At 67.1% G+C, this 21,182-nt stretch carries 23 protein-coding genes and 1 pseudogene; 10 read left to right on the top strand and 14 right to left on the bottom strand.

Annotated features, from left to right (window positions below):
• Window positions 1–5: 5 nt before the first annotated feature.
• The 4 genes from NS2_RS29460 to NS2_RS29445 form a co-directional block, all read right to left on the bottom strand.
• Window positions 6–503 (bottom strand): hypothetical protein, encoded by a 498-nt coding sequence (locus NS2_RS29460; protein WP_045439457.1) that lies wholly within the window; start codon window positions 501–503, stop codon window positions 6–8.
• A 120-nt stretch (window positions 504–623) separates the two neighbouring features.
• On the bottom strand, window positions 624–1,745 hold the full coding sequence (locus NS2_RS29455) for an NAD(P)H-dependent flavin oxidoreductase (RefSeq protein WP_033090604.1): 1,122 nt from the start codon (window positions 1,743–1,745) through the stop codon (window positions 624–626).
• A gap of 139 nt (window positions 1,746–1,884) precedes the next feature.
• On the bottom strand, window positions 1,885–2,292 hold the full coding sequence (locus tag NS2_RS29450; RefSeq protein ID WP_033090603.1) for an NUDIX hydrolase: 408 nt from the start codon (window positions 2,290–2,292) through the stop codon (window positions 1,885–1,887).
• Between the two features lie 20 nt (window positions 2,293–2,312).
• A complete protein-coding gene (locus tag NS2_RS29445) occupies window positions 2,313–2,690 on the bottom strand; it encodes an ArsR/SmtB family transcription factor (protein WP_033090602.1) in 378 nt (125 codons plus the stop codon).
• A 192-nt stretch (window positions 2,691–2,882) separates the two neighbouring features.
• Between NS2_RS29445 and NS2_RS29440 the strand changes: the two genes are divergently transcribed.
• Window positions 2,883–3,098 carry a hypothetical protein gene (locus NS2_RS29440; protein ID WP_033090601.1) on the top strand — a complete coding sequence of 72 codons (216 nt, stop codon included), beginning with the start codon at window positions 2,883–2,885 and terminating at the stop codon, window positions 3,096–3,098.
• A 1-nt stretch (window position 3,099) separates the two neighbouring features.
• On the opposite strand, the gene NS2_RS29435 is transcribed toward NS2_RS29440, so the two are convergent.
• The 3 genes from NS2_RS29435 to NS2_RS29425 all read right to left on the bottom strand — a co-directional run bounded on the left by NS2_RS29435 (window position 3,100) and on the right by NS2_RS29425 (window position 6,735).
• On the bottom strand, window positions 3,100–4,242 hold the full coding sequence (locus tag NS2_RS29435) for a serine hydrolase domain-containing protein (RefSeq protein ID WP_096490567.1): 1,143 nt from the start codon (window positions 4,240–4,242) through the stop codon (window positions 3,100–3,102).
• Between the two features lie 87 nt (window positions 4,243–4,329).
• Window positions 4,330–5,439 (bottom strand): DNA glycosylase AlkZ-like family protein, encoded by a 1,110-nt coding sequence (locus NS2_RS29430; RefSeq protein ID WP_081986275.1) that lies wholly within the window; start codon window positions 5,437–5,439, stop codon window positions 4,330–4,332.
• Between the two features lie 129 nt (window positions 5,440–5,568).
• A complete protein-coding gene (locus NS2_RS29425) occupies window positions 5,569–6,735 on the bottom strand; it encodes a thiolase family protein (protein ID WP_033090599.1) in 1,167 nt (388 codons plus the stop codon).
• 187 nt (window positions 6,736–6,922) lie between these two features.
• Here NS2_RS29425 and NS2_RS29420 point away from each other — a divergent pair, with 187 nt between their 5' ends.
• Both NS2_RS29420 and NS2_RS29415 read left to right on the top strand, forming a co-directional pair.
• Entirely contained in the window at window positions 6,923–7,594 is a 672-nt protein-coding gene (locus tag NS2_RS29420; RefSeq protein WP_033090598.1) for a YoaK family protein, read from the top strand.
• Between the two features lie 71 nt (window positions 7,595–7,665).
• Window positions 7,666–8,253 carry an HdeD family acid-resistance protein gene (locus NS2_RS29415; RefSeq protein WP_033090597.1) on the top strand — a complete coding sequence of 196 codons (588 nt, stop codon included), beginning with the start codon at window positions 7,666–7,668 and terminating at the stop codon, window positions 8,251–8,253.
• Between the two features lie 78 nt (window positions 8,254–8,331).
• Here NS2_RS29415 and NS2_RS29410 read toward each other — a convergent pair whose 3' ends face one another.
• The 5 genes from NS2_RS29410 to NS2_RS29390 are packed head-to-tail and all read right to left on the bottom strand — an operon-like array spanning window position 8,332 to window position 13,389.
• Window positions 8,332–9,210, bottom strand: a complete 879-nt coding sequence (locus NS2_RS29410; protein WP_033090596.1) for a phosphoribulokinase — start codon at window positions 9,208–9,210, stop codon at window positions 8,332–8,334.
• A gap of 42 nt (window positions 9,211–9,252) precedes the next feature.
• Window positions 9,253–10,329 carry a class 1 fructose-bisphosphatase gene (locus tag NS2_RS29405; protein ID WP_033090595.1) on the bottom strand — a complete coding sequence of 359 codons (1,077 nt, stop codon included), beginning with the start codon at window positions 10,327–10,329 and terminating at the stop codon, window positions 9,253–9,255.
• 16 nt (window positions 10,330–10,345) lie between these two features.
• The gene (locus tag NS2_RS29400; protein ID WP_228102795.1) at window positions 10,346–11,476 is read right to left on the bottom strand and encodes an AAA family ATPase; all 1,131 of its coding nucleotides are present in this window, start codon (window positions 11,474–11,476) and stop codon (window positions 10,346–10,348) included.
• A 25-nt stretch (window positions 11,477–11,501) separates the two neighbouring features.
• Window positions 11,502–11,924: a ribulose bisphosphate carboxylase small subunit gene (locus NS2_RS29395; protein WP_033090594.1), complete on the bottom strand. Its 423-nt coding sequence runs from the start codon at window positions 11,922–11,924 to the stop codon at window positions 11,502–11,504.
• Between the two features lie 16 nt (window positions 11,925–11,940).
• Entirely contained in the window at window positions 11,941–13,389 is a 1,449-nt protein-coding gene (locus NS2_RS29390; RefSeq protein ID WP_096490848.1) for a form I ribulose bisphosphate carboxylase large subunit, read from the bottom strand.
• A 147-nt stretch (window positions 13,390–13,536) separates the two neighbouring features.
• Between NS2_RS29390 and NS2_RS29385 the strand changes: the two genes are divergently transcribed.
• Together NS2_RS29385 and NS2_RS29380 are read left to right on the top strand one after the other, a co-directional pair.
• Window positions 13,537–14,388, top strand: a complete 852-nt coding sequence (locus tag NS2_RS29385) for a LysR family transcriptional regulator (RefSeq protein WP_033090607.1) — start codon at window positions 13,537–13,539, stop codon at window positions 14,386–14,388.
• Window positions 14,389–14,423: 35 nt separating this feature from the next.
• Complete coding sequence (locus NS2_RS29380; protein ID WP_033090592.1) at window positions 14,424–14,855, top strand: Imm63 family immunity protein; 432 nt, start codon at window positions 14,424–14,426, stop codon at window positions 14,853–14,855.
• A gap of 37 nt (window positions 14,856–14,892) precedes the next feature.
• On the opposite strand, the gene NS2_RS29375 is transcribed toward NS2_RS29380, so the two are convergent.
• Together NS2_RS29375 and NS2_RS38565 are read right to left on the bottom strand one after the other, a co-directional pair.
• The gene (locus tag NS2_RS29375) at window positions 14,893–15,288 is read right to left on the bottom strand and encodes an antibiotic biosynthesis monooxygenase (protein WP_052086929.1); all 396 of its coding nucleotides are present in this window, start codon (window positions 15,286–15,288) and stop codon (window positions 14,893–14,895) included.
• A 137-nt stretch (window positions 15,289–15,425) separates the two neighbouring features.
• Entirely contained in the window at window positions 15,426–16,190 is a 765-nt protein-coding gene (locus tag NS2_RS38565) for a patatin-like phospholipase family protein (RefSeq protein WP_363190400.1), read from the bottom strand.
• 314 nt (window positions 16,191–16,504) lie between these two features.
• On the opposite strand from NS2_RS38565, the gene NS2_RS29365 reads away from it, so the two are divergent.
• From NS2_RS29365 to NS2_RS38775, 5 genes and pseudogenes are all read left to right on the top strand, one after another.
• Complete coding sequence (locus NS2_RS29365; protein ID WP_033090591.1) at window positions 16,505–18,271, top strand: MFS transporter; 1,767 nt, start codon at window positions 16,505–16,507, stop codon at window positions 18,269–18,271.
• A 96-nt stretch (window positions 18,272–18,367) separates the two neighbouring features.
• On the top strand, window positions 18,368–18,730 hold the full coding sequence (locus NS2_RS29360) for a MarR family winged helix-turn-helix transcriptional regulator (RefSeq protein WP_197707812.1): 363 nt from the start codon (window positions 18,368–18,370) through the stop codon (window positions 18,728–18,730).
• 99 nt (window positions 18,731–18,829) lie between these two features.
• Window positions 18,830–20,449, top strand: coding sequence for an FAD-binding oxidoreductase (locus NS2_RS29355; RefSeq protein WP_033090589.1), 1,620 nt, complete (start codon window positions 18,830–18,832; stop codon window positions 20,447–20,449).
• 413 nt (window positions 20,450–20,862) lie between these two features.
• Window positions 20,863–21,015: pseudogene (locus NS2_RS38780) on the top strand (helix-turn-helix domain-containing protein); the annotation flags it as partial.
• Between the two features lie 35 nt (window positions 21,016–21,050).
• Complete coding sequence (locus NS2_RS38775; protein ID WP_487250740.1) at window positions 21,051–21,167, top strand: hypothetical protein; 117 nt, start codon at window positions 21,051–21,053, stop codon at window positions 21,165–21,167.
• Window positions 21,168–21,182: the final 15 nt, after the last annotated feature.

The raw sequence follows: 21,182 nt of genomic DNA, 5'->3' as shown, positions 1-21,182 counted from the left end.
GGACACTAGATCTGATGCCACCAGGCTATGAAGAATGCCACCCCGCCCAGAAACAGCGCGATCGCCACAGGGACCGGCCACCAGGGCCCGCGACGGCCGAGCAACCGTTGAGCGAGGCGCAATTCCAGGACTCCGAGCCCGGCGATCAGCAGTATCCAGAGTGGGAGCGGCAGCACTCCCCCGGCGAAGTGCACGGCCCATGCGCCCGCGAGTGTCGGCCCGCCCCAGGAATGTTCGTAGTCGTTGGCGGCCACCAGGGGGTAGAACGTTCCTCGCACCGCGCCCAGCACCATCAGGAATGCCGCGAACCAGGCGACCAGTCCGACCGCGGCGGCCAGGATCGTGTGGGTGAGCGTTCGCCATACCCCCGGCTCGCGCAGCTCGAACGGCGACCGGAAGACCCGCCGTGCCATCCGAGCCCGAACCCCCGTGGGCGCGAAGGCAACCGGCATCGAGAGCAGCGCGAAGTACACCGCCCGCAGCACCCGCTCGACCCTGCCCATGCTCACCACATTAACGTCGGACGGTCGTCCGAACCGGTAGCCCGCGAGCCCGCGCCGAGGGGCGCATACGCGACGGCGCGCCGGGCAGGTGCTGCCCGGCGCGCCGAATCACCTTGCCGATCAGGCGTTGTTGAGCTTGTTCAGCCGCTCGCAGGACTCCAGGTACTCCGCGATGAGCCGCTGCACCACGTCGGCGGAGCGCTCCATCTTGTTCATCATGCCGACGACCTGGCCGACCGGGTTGAAGTTCACGTCCTTGGCCTGCTCGGGGTACCGGTGCCCGCGCTTGACGCCGTCGAGGGCCACCATCATCTGCAGCGGCATGCCCAGCGGCTTCGGGTTCTCCGGGGCCTCCCACGCCTCGGTCCAGTCGTTCTTGAGCATCCGGCACGGCTTGCCGGTCCACGAGCGCGAGCGCACGGTGTCGGAGCTGGTGGCGTCGATATAGGTCTGCATCTGCGCGGGCGGCACATTGGCCTCCTCGACCGTCAGCCACAGCGAACCGGTCCACGCACCGGCCGCACCCATGGCCAGCGCCGCCGCGACCTGACGGCCATTGCCGATGCCGCCCGCCGCGAGCGCGGGCATATCGCCGATGGCGTCGATGACCTGCGGCCACAACACCATCGAGGCGATCTCGCCGCAGTGGCCGCCACCCTCGGTGCCCTGCATGACCACGAAGTCCAGCCCGGCGTTCTTGTGGTTGAGCGCGTGCTTCACCGAACCGCACAGCGCGCCGATGAGGCGGCCGGAGTCCGGGATCTGCTTGATCACGTCGTCGGGCGGGGTGCCCAGCGCGTTGGCGACCAGCTTGGCCTTGGGGTGCTCGAGGATCACCTCGATCTGCGGGGCGACCGTGGTGGCGGTCCAGCCCAGCAGCTGGTTGTGGTGTTCCTCCGGCGGCAGGTGCGGCACGCCGTGGTCGTTGAGGATCTTCTCCGCGAAGTCGCGGTGGCCCTGCGGAACCAGCTTGGCCAGTTGGGCTTCCAGCTCCTCGGGGCTCAGGCCCTCGACGCCCTTGCCCTCGTACTTGGAGGGGATGACCAGGTCCACGCCGTAGACGCCGTGCACGTGCTCGTCGAGCCACTGGAGCTCCACCTCGAGCTGTTCGGCGGTGAACCCGACCGCGCCGAGCACACCCAGACCGCCCGCATTGCTGACCGCGGCGGCCACGTCCCGGCAGTGGGTGAAGGCGAAGATGGGCACGTCGATGCCGAGGCGATCACAGATCTCGGTACGCATTGGTGGTGGACTCCTCTGAACTTTCCGACACTGGAAACGTTGTGTCCACAACACTAGAACATGTTCTACATTGTGACCAGACTGTGTATGATTACCGGCTAGTAGAGGTCGGGTACTTGTTTCAGTTTTTGCGCCGGAATCAGTCCGCGAGCAGACTGTCGGCGACCAGATCGTCGAACAGCAGCTGATCCACCGGCGGTACGTGCGGGCGATCGGCGTAGGTGAACCACGCGATCTCCTCGATCTCGCTGCTGACCGCAAGCGTGCCCGAATACTCGGCGGTGTAGCAGGCCATGCGCACGACGGCGTCGGGGATCAGGGCCTCGTAGGTGCCGACATGCGCGACGGTTTCCGGGGCCAGTTCGACGGTCAGTTCCTCGCGGATCTCGCGGACGAGGGTCTGCAGATCGGTTTCCGCGCCTTCGCGTTTGCCGCCCGGGATATAGAAGACGTCCTTGCCGCGCGGGCGGGCGCAGAGGATGCGTCCGTCCTCGATGCGCACCCAGGCCACCGTGTCGATCAGTCGCTGCTCCCGCTCGGTCTGCATGCGCGCAGCCTAGCGGGTGGTCAGTCGGCGGGCCGCCAGGCGGCGGCGAGGGCGAGCAGGCCCGGGAAGCGCGCCTCGAGGTCGTCGATGCGAACTTGACTGCGGCGTTCCAGGCCGTACTGGCGCTGCCGGGTGATACCGGCTTCGCGTAGCGCCTTGAAGTGGTGCGTCAGTGAGGATTTCGGGCGGTCGATGCCGAACCAGCCGCAGGGGTGGTCGTATTCCTCGGAGTCGAGCAGCAGCTTCTGCACGATGAAGATGCGCAGCGGGTCGCTGAGTGCGCCCATGACGCTCTCGAGGCGCAGTTCGTCGCGACCCGGTTCGGGCAGGGGTTCGGGAACCACGGCCGGCGCGGGCGGGAGCGCGAACTTCGGCGCGGGCGCCACCTCGGTCTGCATCGGCGAACTCCTCACACTCGGCGCTTGTACGAGTTTAATCGTACATCATTCTATGTTCGACTCCATTCGTACTGGCTCGAGTCTATTCGAACCATGAGTGGAGGTAGTGGAAGTGGTTGCGACACAATCCCGTCCGGCGCGGTCCGCGCAGCTCGCCGATCTCGGAACCGGGGCGAGGCAGGCTCCCCGCCGGTGGATCGGACTGGCGGCCTGGCCGGTGACCGCGGTCTTCGTCCTCTCGAACCTGGATACATCCCGGCGGGTCTGCGCCCCGTCAGTGCCGGATACCTCAGTGACGCCGTCGGCCTCTCCACCGGCGCAACGCTTTTCGCGCTGACGCTGCTGGCACTGTCTCTCGCCGCGGCGGCGGCCGTCCTGCGCGACCGGTCGGCGCTGAGCCCGGCCTGAGCTAGGGGCACAGGGCGTCGCCGAGCAGGTCGGTGAAGTCCGGCTCCCTGTCAGTGGTCTCGTTGATGGCGACGGTGACCGCACGGCCGTCGCGGGTGGCGCCGGACACGGTGGTGAACCCGGCAATGCTCCCGACATGACCGAAGTATTCGGCGCCGCAGCTCAATCGGACCGAGCCGATGCCCAGTGCGTAATCGTAGGGGGCATCGGCCGAGTGCGGTTGAACGGTCAGCATCTCGCGCAGTTGCGCGTCGGCGACGATCTTCCCGGCGAGCAGGGCCATGAAGAAACGGTTCAGATCATTCCCGGTGGAGATCAGCCCGCCCGCAGACCAGGCGATCGACGGTTCGGACCGCGTCACATCGGTCGGCGTTTCCCCGACCATCGCGTACCCCTGCGGATGCGACCCACGGAAGCCGACCTCGCCGGGCCCGGGCAGATACGTGTCGGGCAGCCCGCCGGGCGTGGTGATGCGTCCGGCCAGCTCATCGGAATACATTCTGCCCGTCACCTTCTCGACCAGCATGCCCGCCACGATGAAATTGGTGTTCGTGTACTTGAACCGCTCCCCCGGCGCGAACTGCGCCGGCCTGCGCAGCGCGATGGCGATCTCCTCGCCCGGAGTGACCGTCCGCCCCGTCGCGGCCGCCCGGACCACATCCAACTCCGGATCCTTCGACATCTCCGGCAACCCACTGCGATGCTGCAGGATCTGCCGCACCGTGATCACCCGTCCGTCCACCCCATCCCCGCGCAGCAATCCCGGCAGATAGGTGTCCACGGGCTCATCCAGCCCCACCTTCCCCTCCGACACCAACTGCATGATGATCGTCGCCGCAAAGGTTTTCGAAATGCTTCCCACCCGCACCTGCTGCGGCGGCGCCATCGGGATCGGCGCCCGCGTGATGCGGTCGGCCACCCCGGCGGTCAACGTCACGGTCTGACCGTTCTCGGTGAGGGTGGCGATCACCCCGGTGGTACCGCCCCGAACCAACCCATCGATATCGTCCCGAATCTTCTCGACTCGTTTGGGCGACACCGCCATCGGAGTCGTCGACACCACCTGCGGCCCATTGTCGGACACGCTCCCACACCCCGCCGCCCCCAGCAGCGCCAATACCGTCACCGTCGGCACGATTCGCATATCTCGACGGTAGGGAGGCCCATGCGCCCGGACATCCGGACAACCCCTGAGACCGTCCCTGAGAAATCACCGGTCGTTGGATCGACCTCAGGCGGAGCGGACGGAATCGAGGGGCCGGCCGGTGGCCTTCGCGAGACGGGGTAGGTCGGCGGTGATGTCCGCGGTCGGGACGGGCGCGCCGTCGAACATCGAGACGACGACGACGTCTTCGTCGATGTCCCAGGTTCCGGCGATCCGGCCCCCGATCAGCACGAGCGGTGAGATCCAGCCGGCCGTGCGGCTGACCTTGGCGCGGTGGTCGCCGGGGAGCAGGGCGGTGTCGCCGGTGCCGGGGCCGAGCACGTACTGATCGAACTGCCCGAGCAAGTGGACGGCCGAGGTCGGTTGGGTCCCGGCCAGTTCGTCGAGGTGCTCGGTGAGGAATACGCCCTTGCGGCCTTCGACGTCGATCTCGGTCAGCTCGGCGTCGAGCTCCGAAAACCACCGGCGGACAGTCGGTTTGCTCAGAAACCCACGCGTCAGCCAGTTGTCGAAGATCTCGGGTGTGGTGGGGCCGTAGGCTCCGAGATAGGCGCGGATCACGAGCGGCGCGGCGATATCGGGATCCGGTATGCCCGACCAGCCGGGGATCACGTGGGAGGGGTGGGTGAATGTGACGGCGGTGCCGCGACTCTCGCCGTAGCAGAGTGCTCCCTGCCAGGCCAACGGCTTGAGCATGGAGCCCCAGCCCGAGCGCAGGTGCGTCTCCAAGGGCTGGAATCGAGGTTCCGCGATCAGCTCTGCGACCAGTTCGTCACGCGTCAGCACCCGGCCGTCGAGGATCTCGCCGACGGCCTTCACCAGGGCGGCGACATCGTCGGGCGTGGCTCCGGCGGCCTTGGTCCACGCCGGTTTCTCCCAGGTGCGAGCCGAGGCCATGAGCGACAGGGCCGCCGCGCCCAGCTCGGGGGTGAGCGCGTGCAGTGTCCCGCGCATGGCCCAGGTCTTGATGAGGGTGCCCGCGCCCAGCGCGGCCACCACCGCGCCGGGCTTGCCAGTCGAACGCCGCAGCGCCACAGCGATTTCCGCCGCCGAGGTGACCTGCGCCTGGAGGCCGCACAGACGCTCGGCCACGGCGACCGCGTCCCCCTCGGTCCGCGGTTCCACGAATTGCCGCCGGACCCGCCAGCTCAACACCCGGTCCCACGAAACCCGCACAACGCCTCCCACAGCTGAGTCGACCGATCGTCTCGATGCGAGTTCACCGACCGAGCCAGCCTACGGCGGATTACCGACACCGTCGGCGATCGGCTCGGGCGGTCGGCGGGGATCAGCGCGGTCCGGGGATCACAGACGCTCGATGATGGTGGCGTTGGCCAGTCCACCGGCCTCGCACATGGTCATCAGGCCGTAGCGGCCGCCGGTCTGCTCGAGGTGGTTGAGCATGGTGGTCAGGATGCGGATGCCCGAGGCGCCCAGCGGATGTCCCAGCGCGATCGCACCGCCGCGCGGATTGAGCTTGGCCGGGTCCGCCCCGACCTCGTGCGCCCACACCAGCGGCACCGGGGCGAAGGCCTCGTTGACCTCGTAGGCGTCGATGTCGTTGATGGACAGCCCCGCTCGCGCCAGCACCTTGCGGGTCGCCGGAATCACGGCGGTGAGCATGAGCAACGGGTCGTCACCGGTGACCGCGAACGAGTGGAACCGGGCGCGCGGCTTCATGCCCAGCTGAGCAGCCTTCTCCTCGCTCATGATCAGCGCCGCGGACGCCCCGTCGGTGAGCGGCGAGGAGTTGCCCGGGGTGATCGACCATTCGATCTCCGGGAATCGGGCCTTGAATTCGGCGTCGACGAAGGCGGGCTTCAGCCCGGCCAGCCCCTCGACCGTGGTGCTGGGGCGAATGGTCTCGTCGGCGGTGAGCGTGCCCGCGGCGACCAGTTCGTTGTCGAAGCCGCCGGATGCGGCCGTGGCGGCGGCCAATTGGTGCGAGCGGGCCGCGAATTCGTCCAGTGCGGCGCGGTCGAACTTCCAGCGGGCGGCGATCACCTCGGCCGAAATACCCTGCTGCACAAGCCCGTCCGGGTAGCGGTGAGCGATCGGCCCGCGGTTGGCGTCGCGGCCCTGGGCATTGGCGAACATCGGCACGCGCGACATGGATTCCACGCCGCAGGCGATGGCGATGTCGTAGGCCCCGGCCATGACGCCCTGCGCGGCGAAATGGGCGGCCTGCTGTGAGGATCCGCACTGCCGGTCCACCGTAGTGGCGGGCACCGCATCGGGGAACCCCGCCGCCAGCACCGCGGTGCGCGAGATATTGAACGCCTGCTCCCCGCTCTGCGTGACGCAACCACCGATCACATCGTCGACCAGCGCCGGATCGATCCCGGTGCGCTCGACCAGAGCTTGCAGGACGCCGGAGAGCAGTGTGGCCGGATGGACTTCCGACAGGCCGCCACCGGTTTTCCCTTTTCCGGAGGGGGTGCGGACAGCGTCGACGATGACGGCGGAGGTCATGACTTCTCCTTGTTCCCAATGGACATACCGGATGTGAATTCCAGTTAACATAGGCACTGTACCGCACCGGTCGGCATGCCGTCAGCCCCGCGCATTTTCACCTCCCGCGCACTGTGATTGAGGTTGCTAGTCTGTTGCTGTGACTGCGACACGCAATCGGCACCCCGTACCCTTCTGGGACCTCGAGATGCGCCTGTCCGCGGTGCTGTCGATCCTGGCGGGATTCATCGGCGCGGCGGCGTACACCCACTCCGAGGGCTACTTCGTCACCTTCATGACCGGCAATACCGAGCGTTCGGTGCTGGGCAATTTCGCCGGTGACCACCCCCTGGCTCTGGGCGCGGCCGCGATCATCGCGTGCTTCCTGGTCGGCGTGTTCGTGGCCTCTTTGTGCCGGCGCTTCTGGTGGACCAACCACCCGCACGGCGCGACCATGCTCACCACCGCCGCACTGCTGGGCGCGGCCATCGTCGATGCCGCGCACGAGGAGCACAGCCTGGGCCTGGCCCCGATTCTGTTCGTGGCCTTCGGTATGGGATCGCTCAACACCTCGTTCGTCAAGAACGGCGAGGTCTCCATCCCGGTCAGTTACATCACCGGCACGCTGGTGAAGTTCGCGCAGGGCGTCGAACGGCACGTGGCCGGCGGCGGCAATGCTCGCGACTGGCTCGGCTATGCGACGCAATATCTCTCGTTCGGCACGGGTGCGCTCATCGGTGGCCTGGTGTCGATCGTGGTGGACGGCTCCTACATGCTCAACGCCGCCCTCGCGGGTTCGCTACTGGTGGCCGCGTACACCTGGCGGGCCGACATCCGCTGGGTGCGGCGCAATGCCCGGCTCGTCGCCGACGGGGATTGACATCGGTCACGGCCGCGCAACACCTGGCTAATTAAACGCAATTCGCCCGAACTGGTCATATTCTGACCTGCATGACAACCAGCAAAGAGGGAGTTTACGAAGGGCCGGTCCAAGCACTGGCCCGCAGCGCGTGGCAGTCGATCCTGGTCACCGGCATTCTCTCGGTGGTGCTGGGCATCCTGGTGTTGGTGTGGCCCGGACCCACCCTGGTCGTCGCCGGTGTCCTGTTCGGTATCTATCTGCTCGTGTCCGGTGTCTTCCAGTTGATCGCGGCGTTCGGTCTGCACGTCAGCGCGTGGATGCGCGTGCTGTCGTTCATCACCGCGATCCTGTCGTTCATTCTGGGTTTCTTCTGCTTCCGCAACGAGTTCCAGGCCATCGGCCTGCTGGCGCTGTGGATCGGCATCACCTGGATCTTCCGCGGCACCGCGGTGCTGGTGGCCGCGATGTCCGATGCCGCGCTACCCGGGCGGGGCTGGCAGATCCTGTTCGGCATCCTGCTCATCGTCGGTGGCGGCCTGCTGATCGTGGAGCCGTTCCGCTCGATCACCGCGCTGGTCGTGGTGGTCGGCTGCTGGCTGATCGCCATCGGCATCTTCGAGGTCATCAGCGCATTCCAGGTGAAGAGCCGCGCCAAGGACGTCCCGGCGGGCCTCTGATCCTCGCAACCCGCACATCCGCGGCGGTCGCCCTCCGGGGCGGCCGCCGTTCTTATTGCGCCACAGCCATTCTCGAATTCACCGCAGCCGCTTGGGCCGCTTGTCCATCAACCGCAGGATCAGCGGCGTGAAGATCAGCTGCATGGCCAGATCCATCTTGCCGCCCGGCACCACGATGCTGTTGGGCCGCGACATGAACGAATCGTGCAGCATGGACAGCAGATACGGGAAGTCGATGACCTTCGGATCGGCGAAGCGGATCACCACGAAACTCTCGTCCGCGGTCGGAATGGTCCGGGCGGTGAAGGGATTCGAGGTGTCGACGGTCGGTACCCGCTGGAAGTTCACATAGGTCCGCGAGAACTGCGGGCAGATGTGCTTCACGTAATCGGGCATGCGCCGCAAAATGGTGTCGATGATGGCCTCGCTGGAGTAACCGCGTTCGGTCTTGTCGCGGTGCACCTTCTGAATCCACTCCAGATTGATGATGGGCACCACCCCGACCAGCAGATCGGCATAGTGCGCCACATCGAGGTCCTCGCCGACCGCCGCGCCGTGCAGGCCCTCGTAGAACAGCAGATCGCTGCCGGGCGCGAGTTCCTCCCACGGGGTGAAGGTGCCCGCGGGCTGCCCGAAGGGCTTGGCCTCGTCGTCATCGTGCAGGTAGCGCCGCACCGCGCCGACGCCGGTCTCCCCGTACTCGCGGAAGAGCGTCTCCAGCTCGCTGAGCAGGTTGGCCTCCGGCCCGAAGTGCGAGAAGGTGAGATTGCGCTGCTGTTCGGCCTCGGCCATGGCCAGCTTCATCTCGTTGCGGTCGTAGCGGTGGAACGAATCCCCTTCCACGATGGCCGCATTGATTCCCTCGCGGCGGAAGATCTCCTGAAAGGTTCGCGTGACGCTGGTCGTTCCCGCACCGGACGACCCGGTGATCGCGACCACGGGGTGTTTGACCGACATTGGCACCTCCTCGTTTGCCGGACAACAGCTTTCGCGCGCGCCTCAGCGGCGCGCGGAACGGAACAGGGAGCGGGAACCGAAGAGCGAGGCGTCGAAGACGGGTCCCTCCTCCGGCTCGCGGTGATAGCGCTCGATCCGCTCGACCTCGTTGCGGGACCCGAAGATGAACGGGACCCGCTGATGCAGCTCTTCGGGCCGCACCTCGAGCACCCGTTCGTGCCCGGTGATGGCCGCGCCCCCGGCCTGTTCCACGATGAAGGCGATCGGATTCGCCCCGTAGAGCAGCGAAACCCGGCCCGGCCGTTCCGGATTGCGGGTGTCGCGCGGGTACATGTACAGCCCGCCGCGGGTCAGGATGTGGAAGGTGTCGGCCACCAGCGAGGCCACCCAGCGCATATTGAAATCACGCCCGCGCGGCCCGTCCACGCCCTCCAGGCACTCGTGGACGTAGCGGCGCACCGGGCGCTCCCAGAACCGCTCGTTGGCGGCATTGATGGCGAAACCGGAAGTGTCGTCGGGGATTCGCATGCGCGGATGGGTGAGCACGAACGCGCCCACCTCGCGGTCGAGGGTGAAACCGTCCACGCCGTTGCCGGTGGTGAGCACCAGCATGGTGGCCGGGCCGTAAAGGGTGAAGCCCGCGCACACCTGTTGCAGGCCGGGCTGCAGGAAATCCGTGCCGGTGGGCTCGCGCCCGTCCTCGGGGGCCCGCAGCACGCTGAATATCGTTCCCACCGGCAGGTTCACGTCGATATTGCTCGAACCGTCCAGCGGATCGAAGACCAGCAGGTACTTCCCGCGCCGGAACTCGCTGGGCACCAGGTGGCAGTCGCGCATCTGCTCGGACACCAGCGCCGCGAGCGGCCCGGTCCACTGGCTCTCGGCCACCATGATGTCATTGGCGATGGCATCCATCTTGCGGTGCACCGTGATCGGCAGATTCTCGGCATCGGCAGCGCCCAGGGAGCCGACTATCGCTCCCCGGGTCACTTGATTCCCGATGATCTTGGTTGCGGTGGCGAGCACATTGAGCAGCGCCGAGAACTCCCCGGACGCGCCGGGCTGGCGGTGCTCCGACTCGATGGTGTAGCGGGTGAGGGTCTTCAATCCTTCTGGCACAGTCGCTCTCAATTCGTCATGGATGGGCCCCCTCGCCTGCCGGCTCGCTCGAGTCGGCAGACCCCTGCGAGTCGGTGGGGGCGTCCGCGAACACACTGCTGCCGAGGACGTCGCTGTCCGTCAGCGTGATCAGATCCGTGCGGCTCACCGGCCGGTGCAGCTCCACCAGGCGCTTGGCCTGACGCAGGCGGCAGCGGTCGAGGGCATTGCGCACACTGCGCGCATTGGCGAAGCGGGGGCGGGCCATGCGCAATCGCAGATAGCGCGAGAATGCCTGTGCGGCAGCCGGATCGAAGCGGAAGTTCTGCTGGCGCACCATGAGTTCGGCGATGGCCATGAGCTCGTCGTGGGTGTAGTCGGGGAACTCGATATGGTGGGCGACCCGCGAGGACAGGCCCGGGTTGGCGGAGAAGAAGGTCTCCATGCGATCGGGGTATCCGGCGAAGATGACCACGAGGGTGTTGCGCTCGTTCTCCATTTCCTGCAGCAGGATCTCGATGACCTCCTGCCCGTAGTCGCGCTCGTTCTCGGGGCGGAACAGGTAGTACGCCTCGTCGATGAACAGCACTCCCCCGGCGGCCTTGGCGAGGGCCTCCTTGGTCTTGGGCGCGGTGTGGCCGATGAACTGGCCGACCAGGTCGTCGCGGGTGACGGTGTGCACCTTGGGCTTCCGGATGTACCCGAGGGCGTGCAGCATCTCGGCCATGCGCAGCGCCACGGTGGTCTTGCCGGTGCCGGGGCCGCCGGTGAAGCTCATGTGCATGGTCGGGCGGGTAGCCTGGAGTCCGAAACGCTGGCGGGCGCGATCGATGAGCAGCAAAGCCGCGATTTCGCGGACGCGGCGTTTGACATTGGCCAGGCCCACCAGTTCCGCGTCCAGCCGAGTCAGGGTTTCCTCGACGTCCTTGCCCGCGATATCGGTGGACAGATCCAGGATCGCGTCCTCGGCCAGCACCTCGGGTTGGTCGGGAACCGGGCGGAGCAGGTGGCCGGCCGCCGAATCCTCCGGTCGGGGAGGGGCATCGGCGGCCGTACCGCGCAGCGGCGCGGGGCTCGTGACCCCGGGCCGGTGCATCTGGAACCCGCCCGCCGGGCGGCCGGCCGCAGGTGACCGGCCGCCCGGAACCGCGGGGCGTTCCGCGCTCACGATATCCTCCCGTCACCAAACACCCTCAGCCGCCATACCTTTCGCCCGGGCGATCGTCGGTGGCGTAGGCGTGGAAGCCGTAGTGCTGGCGGCGATCGTCGGATTCGGTGCGGTCCAGGCGGAAGCCCGGCTCGTGCTCGGGACGCTGCACCAGGAAGCTCAGGGCCGTGGTCTGGCGGCCGTAGGCGGCGTCATAGGCGTTGACCCGGATGTAGTGGCGCGGGAACGTGGCCCGGCAGGCATTGATCTCGGCGAGTACGCCATCGGGCTCGTCCAGATCGAACAGCGGCAGTCCCCACATCTCCCAGTAGCTGTTGCGGGGATGTGGATCGTCGGTGTACTCGATGGACACCGGCCAGTTGTTGAGCAATGCGTAGCGGACCTGCGCGGCGATCTCGGCGTCATCGAGGTCGGGCAGGTGCGAGAAGGTGCCCTGGCGCAAATGCATGGGGATTCCCTGTCTCTCAGCGGGTGGCCGTGGGGACGGCGTCGGGGGCGTCGGTGGAGGTGTAGTCGAAGGTGACATCACCCCAGGTGGTCAGTGCGACATCGAGCGGGCGGCAGTTCGCGGCCGTACGGCGCAGCACGTCCGGGCCCTCCTTGAGCAGGTCTCGACCCTCGTTGCGCGCCTTCACGACCGCCTCCAGCGCGACCCGATTCGCCTCCGCGCCCGCGGCGATGCCCATCGGATGGCCGATGGTGCCACCGCCGAACTGGAGAATGGCGTCGTCGCCGAACAGGTCCAGCAGCTGGTGCATCTGCCCGGCGTGGATGCCGCCGGAGGCGAGCGGCATGACGCCGGGGAGACTGGCCCAGTCCTGGTCGAAGAAGATGCCGTTGACCGGGTTCAGCGGAATGTGGTTGTCGCGCAACGTGTCATAGAAGCCCCTGACCGTGTGCGGATCACCCTCGAGCTTGCCGATGACGGTACCGGCGTGCAGGTGGTCCACGCCGATGAGGCGACACCACTTGGCCAGCACCCGGAAGCTGACACCGTGGGTCTTCTGCCTGGTGAAAGTGGAGTGCCCGGCGCGGTGCAGGTGCAGCAGCATGCCATTGCGGCGAGCCCACTTCGACATGGACTGCATGGCGGTGTAGCCGATCGTCAGATCAATCATGACGATGATGCTGCCGAGCGACTTGGCGAACTCCGCGCGCTCGTACATGTCCTCCATCGTCCCGGCCGTGACATTGAGGTAATGACCCTTCATTTCCCCGGTTTCGGCGATGGCCCGGTTGACGCCCTCCATCGCGAACAGGAAACGGTCACGCCAGCGCATGAACGGCTGCGAGTTGATGTTCTCGTCGTCCTTGGTGAAATCGAGACCGCCCTTGCAGGCCTCGTACACCACACGGCCGTAGTTGCGCGCGGACAGACCGAGTTTCGGTTTCACGGTGGCGCCCAGCAGTGGACGGCCGTATTTATTGAGGTACTCCCTTTCCATAACGATTCCGTGCGGCGGACCCTGAAAGGTCTTGACATACGCCACCGGAATGCGCATATCCTCCAGCCGCAGGGCCTGTAATGGTTTGAATCCGAATACATTGCCGATGACCGAGGATGTCAGGTTCGTAATGGAACCCTCCTCGAAAAGGTCGAGATCGTAAGCGACATAGGCGAAGTACTCGCCCTTGCGGCCCGGCACCTCGTCTACGCGGTAGCACTTTCCCTGGTAGCGGTCGTGTGCGGTGAGCCGGTCGGTCCAGACGACCGTCCATGTCGCGGTGGAGGATTCGCCCGCCACCGCGGCCGACGCCTCCACCGGATCGACGCCCTGCTGCGGCGTCACCCGGAACACCGCCAGCACATCGGTGTCCTTCGGTTGGTAGTCGGGTGCGTAGTATCCCATCGACGCGTAGGACTGCACACCCGGATCCCACCGGCCGCGCTGATCATCGGCAGATCCCGCCATCATTCCTCCTGCGAACCGGGTTGGGCCACTTGTGATTCCCAGGATGACGGGGCCGTTAACGACAAACAATTCGATTGTTTCTGGTCTCGCTCAACCTTTTCGTCGAGTTTGCTACCGTGAAGTATGGGTACGGTGAGCGCGGTGCGCATGGAAACCTTTCTCGCCGTTGCCAAGCACTCCAGCATTCGCCGAGCCGCCGCGCAGTTGCACATCACCGAGGCCGCGGCCTCGGCGGCGGTGGCACACATCGAGAAACAACTCGGGGCCAAACTCGTGGCCAAATCCGGGCGGGGTATCGCGCTCACCGAGGCGGGGCGGGTGTACGCGGACTACTGCCGCAGCATCCTCGGGTTGATGAAGGAGGCGTACGCGGCGGTGCGAGAGGCCGAGACCGGTCGGTTGCGTATCGGGGTGGTGGCGACCGCCGGGGAATACGTGCTGCTGCGGTTGCTGGCTTCCTTCCGGAATCGGTATCCGGATATCGAGCTGGGGCTCTCGATCCAGCCCCGCGACGTGCTGTTCCTCGAATTGACCCACCACGAGACCGATCTCGTGGTCGCCGGGCGGCCACCCCGCGACACCGGCCTGGTCACCCGCGCCCGTCGCCCGTGCCAGCTGGTGGTGGTGGGCGCGCCCGGACGCTGGCCCGACCCGTGTGAGGCCACCTGGTTGCTGCGAGGTAGGGGCTCGGGTACCCGTGACACCACCCTGGCGCTGTTCGACCGGCTCCAAATCCGGCCGCCCACACTGACTCTCGGCACCCACGGGGCCGCGCTGGCCGCCGCCCGGGAGGGTCTGGGCATTACGCTCATCCACTCCGACGCCATCGCCACCGACGTTGCCGCCGGGTTGCTCGAGGTGGTGGCGGTGGAGGGCACGCCCCTCAATCGGCCGTGGCATGTCGTCACCACCCGCACCCCCACCCCCGCCGCACGCCTGTTTCTCTCCCACATCACCGATCCGGAGCGAGTCGGCGAGCAGGCGTTCCGGGGTGTCTGAAACAGAGCAAGATCAACCTCGGGCACACTGGTCCGGTGCCCTTCGACCCCGAGGAAATCCAGCAGTCGGTGCTGCTGTGGGTCGACCGCCTCCATCGGGTCGCGCCCAGCCCAGCCACCCACGTGCCACCCATGATCGCCGGCCACCAGGGCCACCTGGACTTCGCCGAACCGTTCTATCGCGTCATGCCCGAGTGGCTGACCTTCGAAGCCTGGGAACGCAACAAGCAGATCCTCGACCGGCACACCACCTCACCCGATGAGCTGTTCTATTGGATCGTCGACCACGTGGCCCGGCAGATCGCGCTCGATACGGTTCATCTGCACCGGTCGCGGCCGCCCGCCCTGGATGCCCGGCGCATCTGGTTTCCGGAATGGCATCGGCTGGTGGGCGCGGTTCATCCCGAGTGGGGCAGTCGGACGCTGGCACAGATCAACGGCATCCTCGCCGTATATCCGTTCCACTGACCCCCGGCTCGAATCCCGCCGGGTATCGGCTCGGTCGTCAGTCGGGCGGGGCGGCCAGGCGGGCGCGGGCCTCCGCCCACAACAGCGGCAGGCCCTTGCCCGGAGCGGTGGACTCGACGAAGCGCGGATTGCCGACGCGCCCGGCCATGTCCGCCAGCATCTCCGCGTGCGCGCCGCTGCGGACGAAGGCCTCCATCGCCGCCTTGTCGGACCACGCCGACAGGGTCCGGAACGTCTTCGCGGTGAGCAGGGCATCGAGGCTGTACCCGGCACAGCCGGGGGCATCGCGCAGCTGGGTGCGGATCCGCAGGGTCCAGCGCAGGAACCGGGGGATGTCGCCGTAGCGTTTCAGCGGGAGTTCTGAGGTGAGCACATGCAGCTCGTCGCCGTCCTCGGGCTGGTAAACGCCTTTGGTCCAAGGTATTTCGGGCATGACAGCCCTCCTTCTCGATACCGCTTCGACCCCGTGGATCAGCGTGACATCCGGCCCGGTCCCCCGCAACCGAAGTGCGAGCGGCGGGTGGATACCAAGGGCGTCCGAGGTCGCCGAGGGCTACCAGCCCGCGTCGATCAGCTGCTGCGCCAGGCCGTCCGCCTGGCGAATACCCGCCTGGAACGCTTGCGGCCAGCCCCCGAGCACATCCGGATCGATTGCGGCGGCATTGAGTACGTCGATGGTGGCCGTGTCGGGACCGAACCGCACGACGGCATCGGTGCCCGTCGCCGCGAGTTCGGCCCCGACCAGTCCGGGCGGGAACCGATGCGCGAACGGCTCGACGACCAGCACCACGTCCGAGTCCGCGGCGAGGTCCGCATTGGTGGGCGACCAGACCCCGCCATCGATGTAACAGCGGTCCCCGACAACGACGGGCGGGAAGGCCCCGGAAACGAGCGGCTCGCGGTGACAGCGGTCGCCAGCGGCACACCGCTGCCGCTGTCCCACACCCGGCGCTCACCACTGGCCGCGTCCACGACCGCGACCCGCAGCCTGTCATCGGGCCATTCACTGCCGCCGACCAGCCACTGCATCGGTGCGATATGCACCGCCTGCGCCGGCTCCTCGCCCATCGCCAGCCGCCCCACCTCCCGCCGCGCCGCCTGGCGATCCAACGTCCGGTCGAACAGCACCGCGAAGGTCTTGGCGATCAACTCGGCCTTCACCACCGGCGCTGAGTCCACACTCCCCGGAAACCGCGGATCATCGGCGAACGAATCCAGATCCCGCCCCGCCACCAGCGCAGCCCCCACAACCGCCCCCGCCGACGTACCCACTATCGAGTCGGCCATCCCCAAATCGATTCCCCGGCGGCGCAATTCAGCGGCCAACCCCGCCATCCACGCCGTCCCCGCGACGCCGCCCCCACCCAGAACAAGCGAACGCCGGACAGGCGTCCGATCGACACTGCGACTCTCCATGCCCGCGATCCTAACGACAACACTCGGCTGGATATCGGGCATGCAACTGTAATGCCCTCCGCCCGTTGACTTTCCGCCACCGCGCCGAGTCGATGCGGTCCGCGCGCGACGCCGGGTGCACCTCGGGGCCAGGGCTGACGTGTCCGCTGAGTGGTACGTCACACCATTTCATTAGTTAGCACCATGCAACTATATTGAGGCGTTGTTCGTTCGTTGACTCGCGGGAGGCTCTGATGGTTGCGGCCCCTACCACCGGATTGGATTCCGGTGATGTCCAGGCCATTCGGAGGCGGCTCCGGATCGAGCATGATCATCCGCATTACAAGTGGGTGGCGTTGTCGAATACGACGCTGGGGATGTTGATGGTGACGATCAATTCGTCGATCGTGATCATCTCGCTGCCGGACATCTTCCGGGGGATCGATCTGAACCCGCTGGCCGCGGGGAATGTGAGCTACCTGCTGTGGATGATGATGGGCTTTCTGCTCGCGTCCGCGGTGCTGGTGGTGATGTTCGGGCGGCTCGGGGACATGGTCGGGCGCGTGAAGATCTACAACTACGGGTTCGTGCTGTTCGCGATCGCGGCGGTGGCGTTGTCGTTCGATCCGTTCACGCACGGCGGTGGCGCGGTGTGGCTGATCGGGTGGCGGGTGTTCCAGGGCATCGGCGGGGCCATGCTCATGGCGAACGCGGCCGCGATTCTCACCGACGCGTTCCCGGCCGAGGAGCGCGGGTTCGCGCTGGGCATCAATCAGGTTGCGGCCGTGGCCGGTTCGTTCCTGGGTCTGTTGCTGGGCGGATTGCTCGCGCAATGGGACTGGAAGGCCGTTTTCTGGGTGAGCGTGCCGTTCGGCATTCTCGGCACCGTCTGGTCGTATCGGTCGCTGCACGACAATGGGCAGCGCAATGCGGGGTCGCTCGATATTCCGGGCACCGTCACGTTCGCGGTCGGGTTGACCGCGCTGCTGACCGGCATCACCTATGGCATTCAGCCCTACGGCGATTCGAATACCGGCTGGTCGAATCCGTGGGTGCTGGCCGCGGTGTTCGGCGGTATCGGGGTGCTGGGGCTGTTCTGCTGGATCGAGACCAGGGTGCAGCAGCCGATGTTCCATCTGTCGCTGCTCAAGGTGCGGGCGTTCGGGCTCGGCAATCTGGCCGGACTGATGTCGTCGCTGGGGCGCGGCGGGCTGCAATTCATGCTGATCATCTGGCTGCAGGGCATCTGGTTGCCGCTGCACGGGTTCGACTACGAGTCCACGCCGCTGTGGGCGGGCATCTATCTGCTGCCGCTGACGGTGGGATTCCTTGTGGCGGGACCGGTCTCGGGCAAGCTGTCCGACCGCTACGGGCCCCGGCTGTTCGCGACTCTCGGCATGGCCATCACCGCGGTGACGTTCGTGCTGCTGGTGGTGTTGCCGGTCGATTTCTCCTACTGGGCATTCGCGGTGGTCATCGCGCTCAACGGTCTGGGCTCGGGAATGTTCGCCTCCCCCAACACCGCCGAGGTGATGTCCGCGGTGCCCGCCTCGCAGCGCGGTGTCGCCTCGGGCATGCGCGGCACGCTGCTCAATGGCGGTATGGCGCTGTCGATCGGGGTCTTCTTCTCGCTCATGATCGTCGGCCTGTCCAATACGCTGCCGGGCGCGATGAATTCGGGTCTGCAACAGCAGGGCGTGCCGGCGAATGTCGCGGCGGAGATTTCCGGGCTGCCGCCGGTGGGCAGTCTGTTCGCGGCGTTCCTCGGGGTGAATCCGATCCAGGCGCTGCTCGGTCCGACCGGCATCCTCGACCACCCCGGCGTGCACAAGGATGTGCTCACCGGACAGGAGTTCTTCCCGCACTTGATCTCCGGACCGTTCCATTCGGGACTGGTCGTGGTCTTCCTCGGAGCCGCCATTATGATGCTGATCGGTGCGGTGGCCTCGTGGTTCGCCGGTAGCCCGACCATTCCGGACGAGGCCGCCGATCTCAGCGAAGCCGCCCGCGAGGGAATCTGAACGGAGGAGATCACGCTGCCCGAGCCGAGTGTCGCCGACCCAGACCAGCTCACCGAAGCCGCCGAGCTGTACCACACCATCGGCCGCGTCATCCGGTTGCTGCGCCACTCCGGCGACCTCGGGTCCCTGAGCCCCGGCGCGGCCTCGGCCCTGGCCACCGTCGCCCGCTCCGGTCCCCTGCGCCTGGGCGACCTGGCGAATATCGAACGCGTCAGCGCCCCGACCATGTCGCGCATAGTGACCGGTCTGGAGAAGGCCGGCTACCTGACCCGCGACGCCGACCCGGAAGACGGCCGCGCCCAACTCCTCACCGCCACCCCGGCCGCCCACGACCTGGTCACCGGCCTCACCTCGGCCCGCATCCAGCGCTTCGCGGCGGCCCTCGAGCACCTGACCCCCGCCCAGCGTCAGGCCGTCACCTCCGGCCTGGACACCCTCATCGAGGCCCTCGACCAATAGCCTTCGGCAGGCTCGTTCGTCGGCAGATCGACCCGATTTCGCGATGCGGCACCTAGATTACGAAGCGTTCAGGTGAGTGGCTGTGCGAAGGAGTCGATGATGACGCGGTCATGGTGGGGCTGGGGCAAAGTCGAGGACGCGGTCACCGGTGCGGAGCGCGAGGGGCTGACGCGGCGGGTGGCGGCGATGATGCCGGATGCGGATCTCGGCGTCCACGAGCCGCCCGCATTGGAATCCCTGACCGTCGTTCCGGCGCGGGTCGAGGCGCCGGATTCGCTGGCCGCGTTGGTTTCCGGTGAACTCGGGGACCGGGTGTCGCATGGGCACGGGCAGGCGTTCCGGGATGTGGTGCGGAATCTGCTCGGTCGGGTCGAGAACGTGCCCGACCTGGTGGTACGGCCCCGGACCGAACAGGACGTCACCGATGTGCTGGATTGGTGTGCGGGCGCGGGGATTGCGGTGATCCCATTCGGTGGGGGCACGTCGGTGGTGGGAGGCGTGGAGCCGCGGGGGCTCGACGACTACGCCGGAGTGGTCTCTTTGGACCTGGGTCGGCTGAATCGAGTCGTCGAGATCGATCGCACCAGCCGCGCGGCGCGGATTCAGGCCGGGATCCTCGGTCCGGCATTGGAGCAGGCGCTGCGGCCGGAAGACTTGACGCTGCGCCACTTTCCGCAATCCTTCGAGTTCTCGACCCTCGGCGGCTGGCTGGCCACCCGCGCCGGTGGCCACTACGCGACCGTCTACACCCATATCGACGACATGGTCGAGTCCATGCGGGTCGTGACGCCGACCGGGATCAGTGAATCGCGACGGCTGCCCGGTTCCGGGGCCGGGCCGTCGCCGGACCGGATGTTCCTCGGCTCCGAGGGCACGCTCGGCGTCATCACCGAAGCCTGGATGCGCCTGCAGGACCGGCCCCGCTGGCGCGCAACCGCATCGGTCCTCTTCGACGACTACGGTGCCGCCGTGAACGCCACCCGAGTGATCTCCCAATCGGGCTTGTTCCCCGCCAACTGCCGACTCCTCGACCCGGCCGACGCCTTCCTCAATGCCGCGACCGCAACTTCGGGCGGCGTACTGGTCCTGGGTTTCGAGTCCGCCGACCACCCGGTGGACGAGTCGATGCGACGAGCACTGGAAATCTGCGCCGACTTCAATGGCAAAGCGCCCGAAGGCATCTCGACCACCGGCCCCCGGGAGGACTCCGCCCACTCCGGTGCGGCCGGAACCTGGCGCTCATCCTTCCTGCGCATGCCCTACCAACGCGACGCCCTCGCCGCCCAATCCATGATCGTCGAAACCTTCGAAACCGCCTGCACCTGGGACCGATTCGACAACCTGCGCGCCACCGTCCTCGATGCCGCCCAAGCCACCTTCACCTCCTTGGGCATCACCGGCGTGGTGACCTGCCGCTTCACCCACGTCTACCCCGACGGCCCCGCCCCCTACTTCGGCATCTACGCGGCAGGCCACTGGGGCCGCACCGTCGACCAATGGGACGAAATCAAAGCCGCAGTCTCCCAAGCCCTTTCCTCTTCCGGCGGCACCATCACCCACCACCACGCCGTAGGCCGCGACCACCGCCCCTGGTATGACCACCAACGCCCCGCCCCCTTCGCCCGAGCCCTCCAAGCCGCCAAATCCGCCCTCGACCCCACCCACATCCTCAACCCGGGCGTCCTGATCGACCCGAACCCAGCCGCCCGGCTACCGTGACCCCATATCCGCCGGACTGTCGGGCGGAATCAGCCACCGAGCGAAAGTCCGCTCCGGCTGGACGGTAATCACATCGGCCCGAGCCACGAGATCCCCCGGCACCGCACCGTTCTCGAAATGCTCCAGCCCCGGCACGATAACCGCGTCGGCCCCCAGATTGGCAATCAAAACCCGCAGCCGATGAACGGGCCGATCAGTCTCCGGCCCGAACACCGCAACCTTCCGCAGGTCATACCCCAACCGCCCCGCCAACGCCCGAATCCGCCCCTCTTCCCACTGCCGCCGAGATCCCGTGCACACGTGATCTCGGCGGCGTCGAATCTGGTGGAATAGCTACAGGTTGACGCTACGACCGCGCACCCGCCAACCCCGGATACGGTGTTGACAAGGTGTTTTCAATCGACGAGGGACGAATGGAACTTGGGTCGATGCTGCGGGCAGCCCGTGAGGCGGCCGGACTCGGGCTGCGTGAAATGGCGCGGCGAACGCACTTCACGGCGTCCTACCTGAGCCTGATCGAGACCGGACGGCGGCCGGTCACCGCCGAGATCGTTGCCGCCTATGAGGGCACGCTCGGTCGGATGTCGACACCACCTGCGCGATTGTCGGTGGGATCCTTGGTGCCGGGGCACGATCCGGGGGCGTGCCCGCGGAGTGGCTCGAACGATGCGAACCACTGCCCGAATGGGCAACGCCCCCGGAGGGTGTGACTCGGTGATGGGTCGGTTAGTAC

It is taken from the genome of Nocardia seriolae NBRC 15557, assembly GCF_007990715.1.
Classification (GTDB): domain Bacteria; phylum Actinomycetota; class Actinomycetes; order Mycobacteriales; family Mycobacteriaceae; genus Nocardia; species Nocardia seriolae.
This window is presented reverse-complemented; position numbering and strand designations above follow the sequence as displayed.

Excerpts from the sequence above, each read along its gene's own strand:
- NS2_RS29460 (WP_045439457.1), bottom strand. The coding sequence starts at position 503 with ATGGGCAGGGTCGAGCGGGTGCTGCGGGCGGTGTACTTCGCGCTGCTC.
- NS2_RS29455 (WP_033090604.1), bottom strand. The coding sequence starts at position 1,745 with ATGCGTACCGAGATCTGTGATCGCCTCGGCATCGACGTGCCCATCTTC.
- NS2_RS29450 (WP_033090603.1), bottom strand. The coding sequence starts at position 2,292 with ATGCAGACCGAGCGGGAGCAGCGACTGATCGACACGGTGGCCTGGGTG.
- NS2_RS29445 (WP_033090602.1), bottom strand. The coding sequence starts at position 2,690 with ATGCAGACCGAGGTGGCGCCCGCGCCGAAGTTCGCGCTCCCGCCCGCG.
- NS2_RS29435 (WP_096490567.1), bottom strand. The coding sequence starts at position 4,242 with ATGCGAATCGTGCCGACGGTGACGGTATTGGCGCTGCTGGGGGCGGCG.
- NS2_RS29425 (WP_033090599.1), bottom strand. The coding sequence starts at position 6,735 with ATGACCTCCGCCGTCATCGTCGACGCTGTCCGCACCCCCTCCGGAAAA.
- NS2_RS29420 (WP_033090598.1), top strand. The coding sequence starts at position 6,923 with ATGCGCCTGTCCGCGGTGCTGTCGATCCTGGCGGGATTCATCGGCGCG.
- NS2_RS29415 (WP_033090597.1), top strand. The coding sequence starts at position 7,666 with ATGACAACCAGCAAAGAGGGAGTTTACGAAGGGCCGGTCCAAGCACTG.
- NS2_RS29410 (WP_033090596.1), bottom strand. The coding sequence starts at position 9,210 with ATGTCGGTCAAACACCCCGTGGTCGCGATCACCGGGTCGTCCGGTGCG.
- NS2_RS29395 (WP_033090594.1), bottom strand. The coding sequence starts at position 11,924 with ATGCATTTGCGCCAGGGCACCTTCTCGCACCTGCCCGACCTCGATGAC.
- NS2_RS29390 (WP_096490848.1), bottom strand. The coding sequence starts at position 13,389 with ATGGCGGGATCTGCCGATGATCAGCGCGGCCGGTGGGATCCGGGTGTG.
- NS2_RS29385 (WP_033090607.1), top strand. The coding sequence starts at position 13,537 with ATGGAAACCTTTCTCGCCGTTGCCAAGCACTCCAGCATTCGCCGAGCC.
- NS2_RS29375 (WP_052086929.1), bottom strand. The coding sequence starts at position 15,288 with ATGCCCGAAATACCTTGGACCAAAGGCGTTTACCAGCCCGAGGACGGC.
- NS2_RS38565 (WP_363190400.1), bottom strand. The coding sequence starts at position 16,190 with ATGGCGGGGTTGGCCGCTGAATTGCGCCGCCGGGGAATCGATTTGGGG.
- NS2_RS29365 (WP_033090591.1), top strand. The coding sequence starts at position 16,505 with ATGGTTGCGGCCCCTACCACCGGATTGGATTCCGGTGATGTCCAGGCC.
- NS2_RS29355 (WP_033090589.1), top strand. The coding sequence starts at position 18,830 with ATGACGCGGTCATGGTGGGGCTGGGGCAAAGTCGAGGACGCGGTCACC.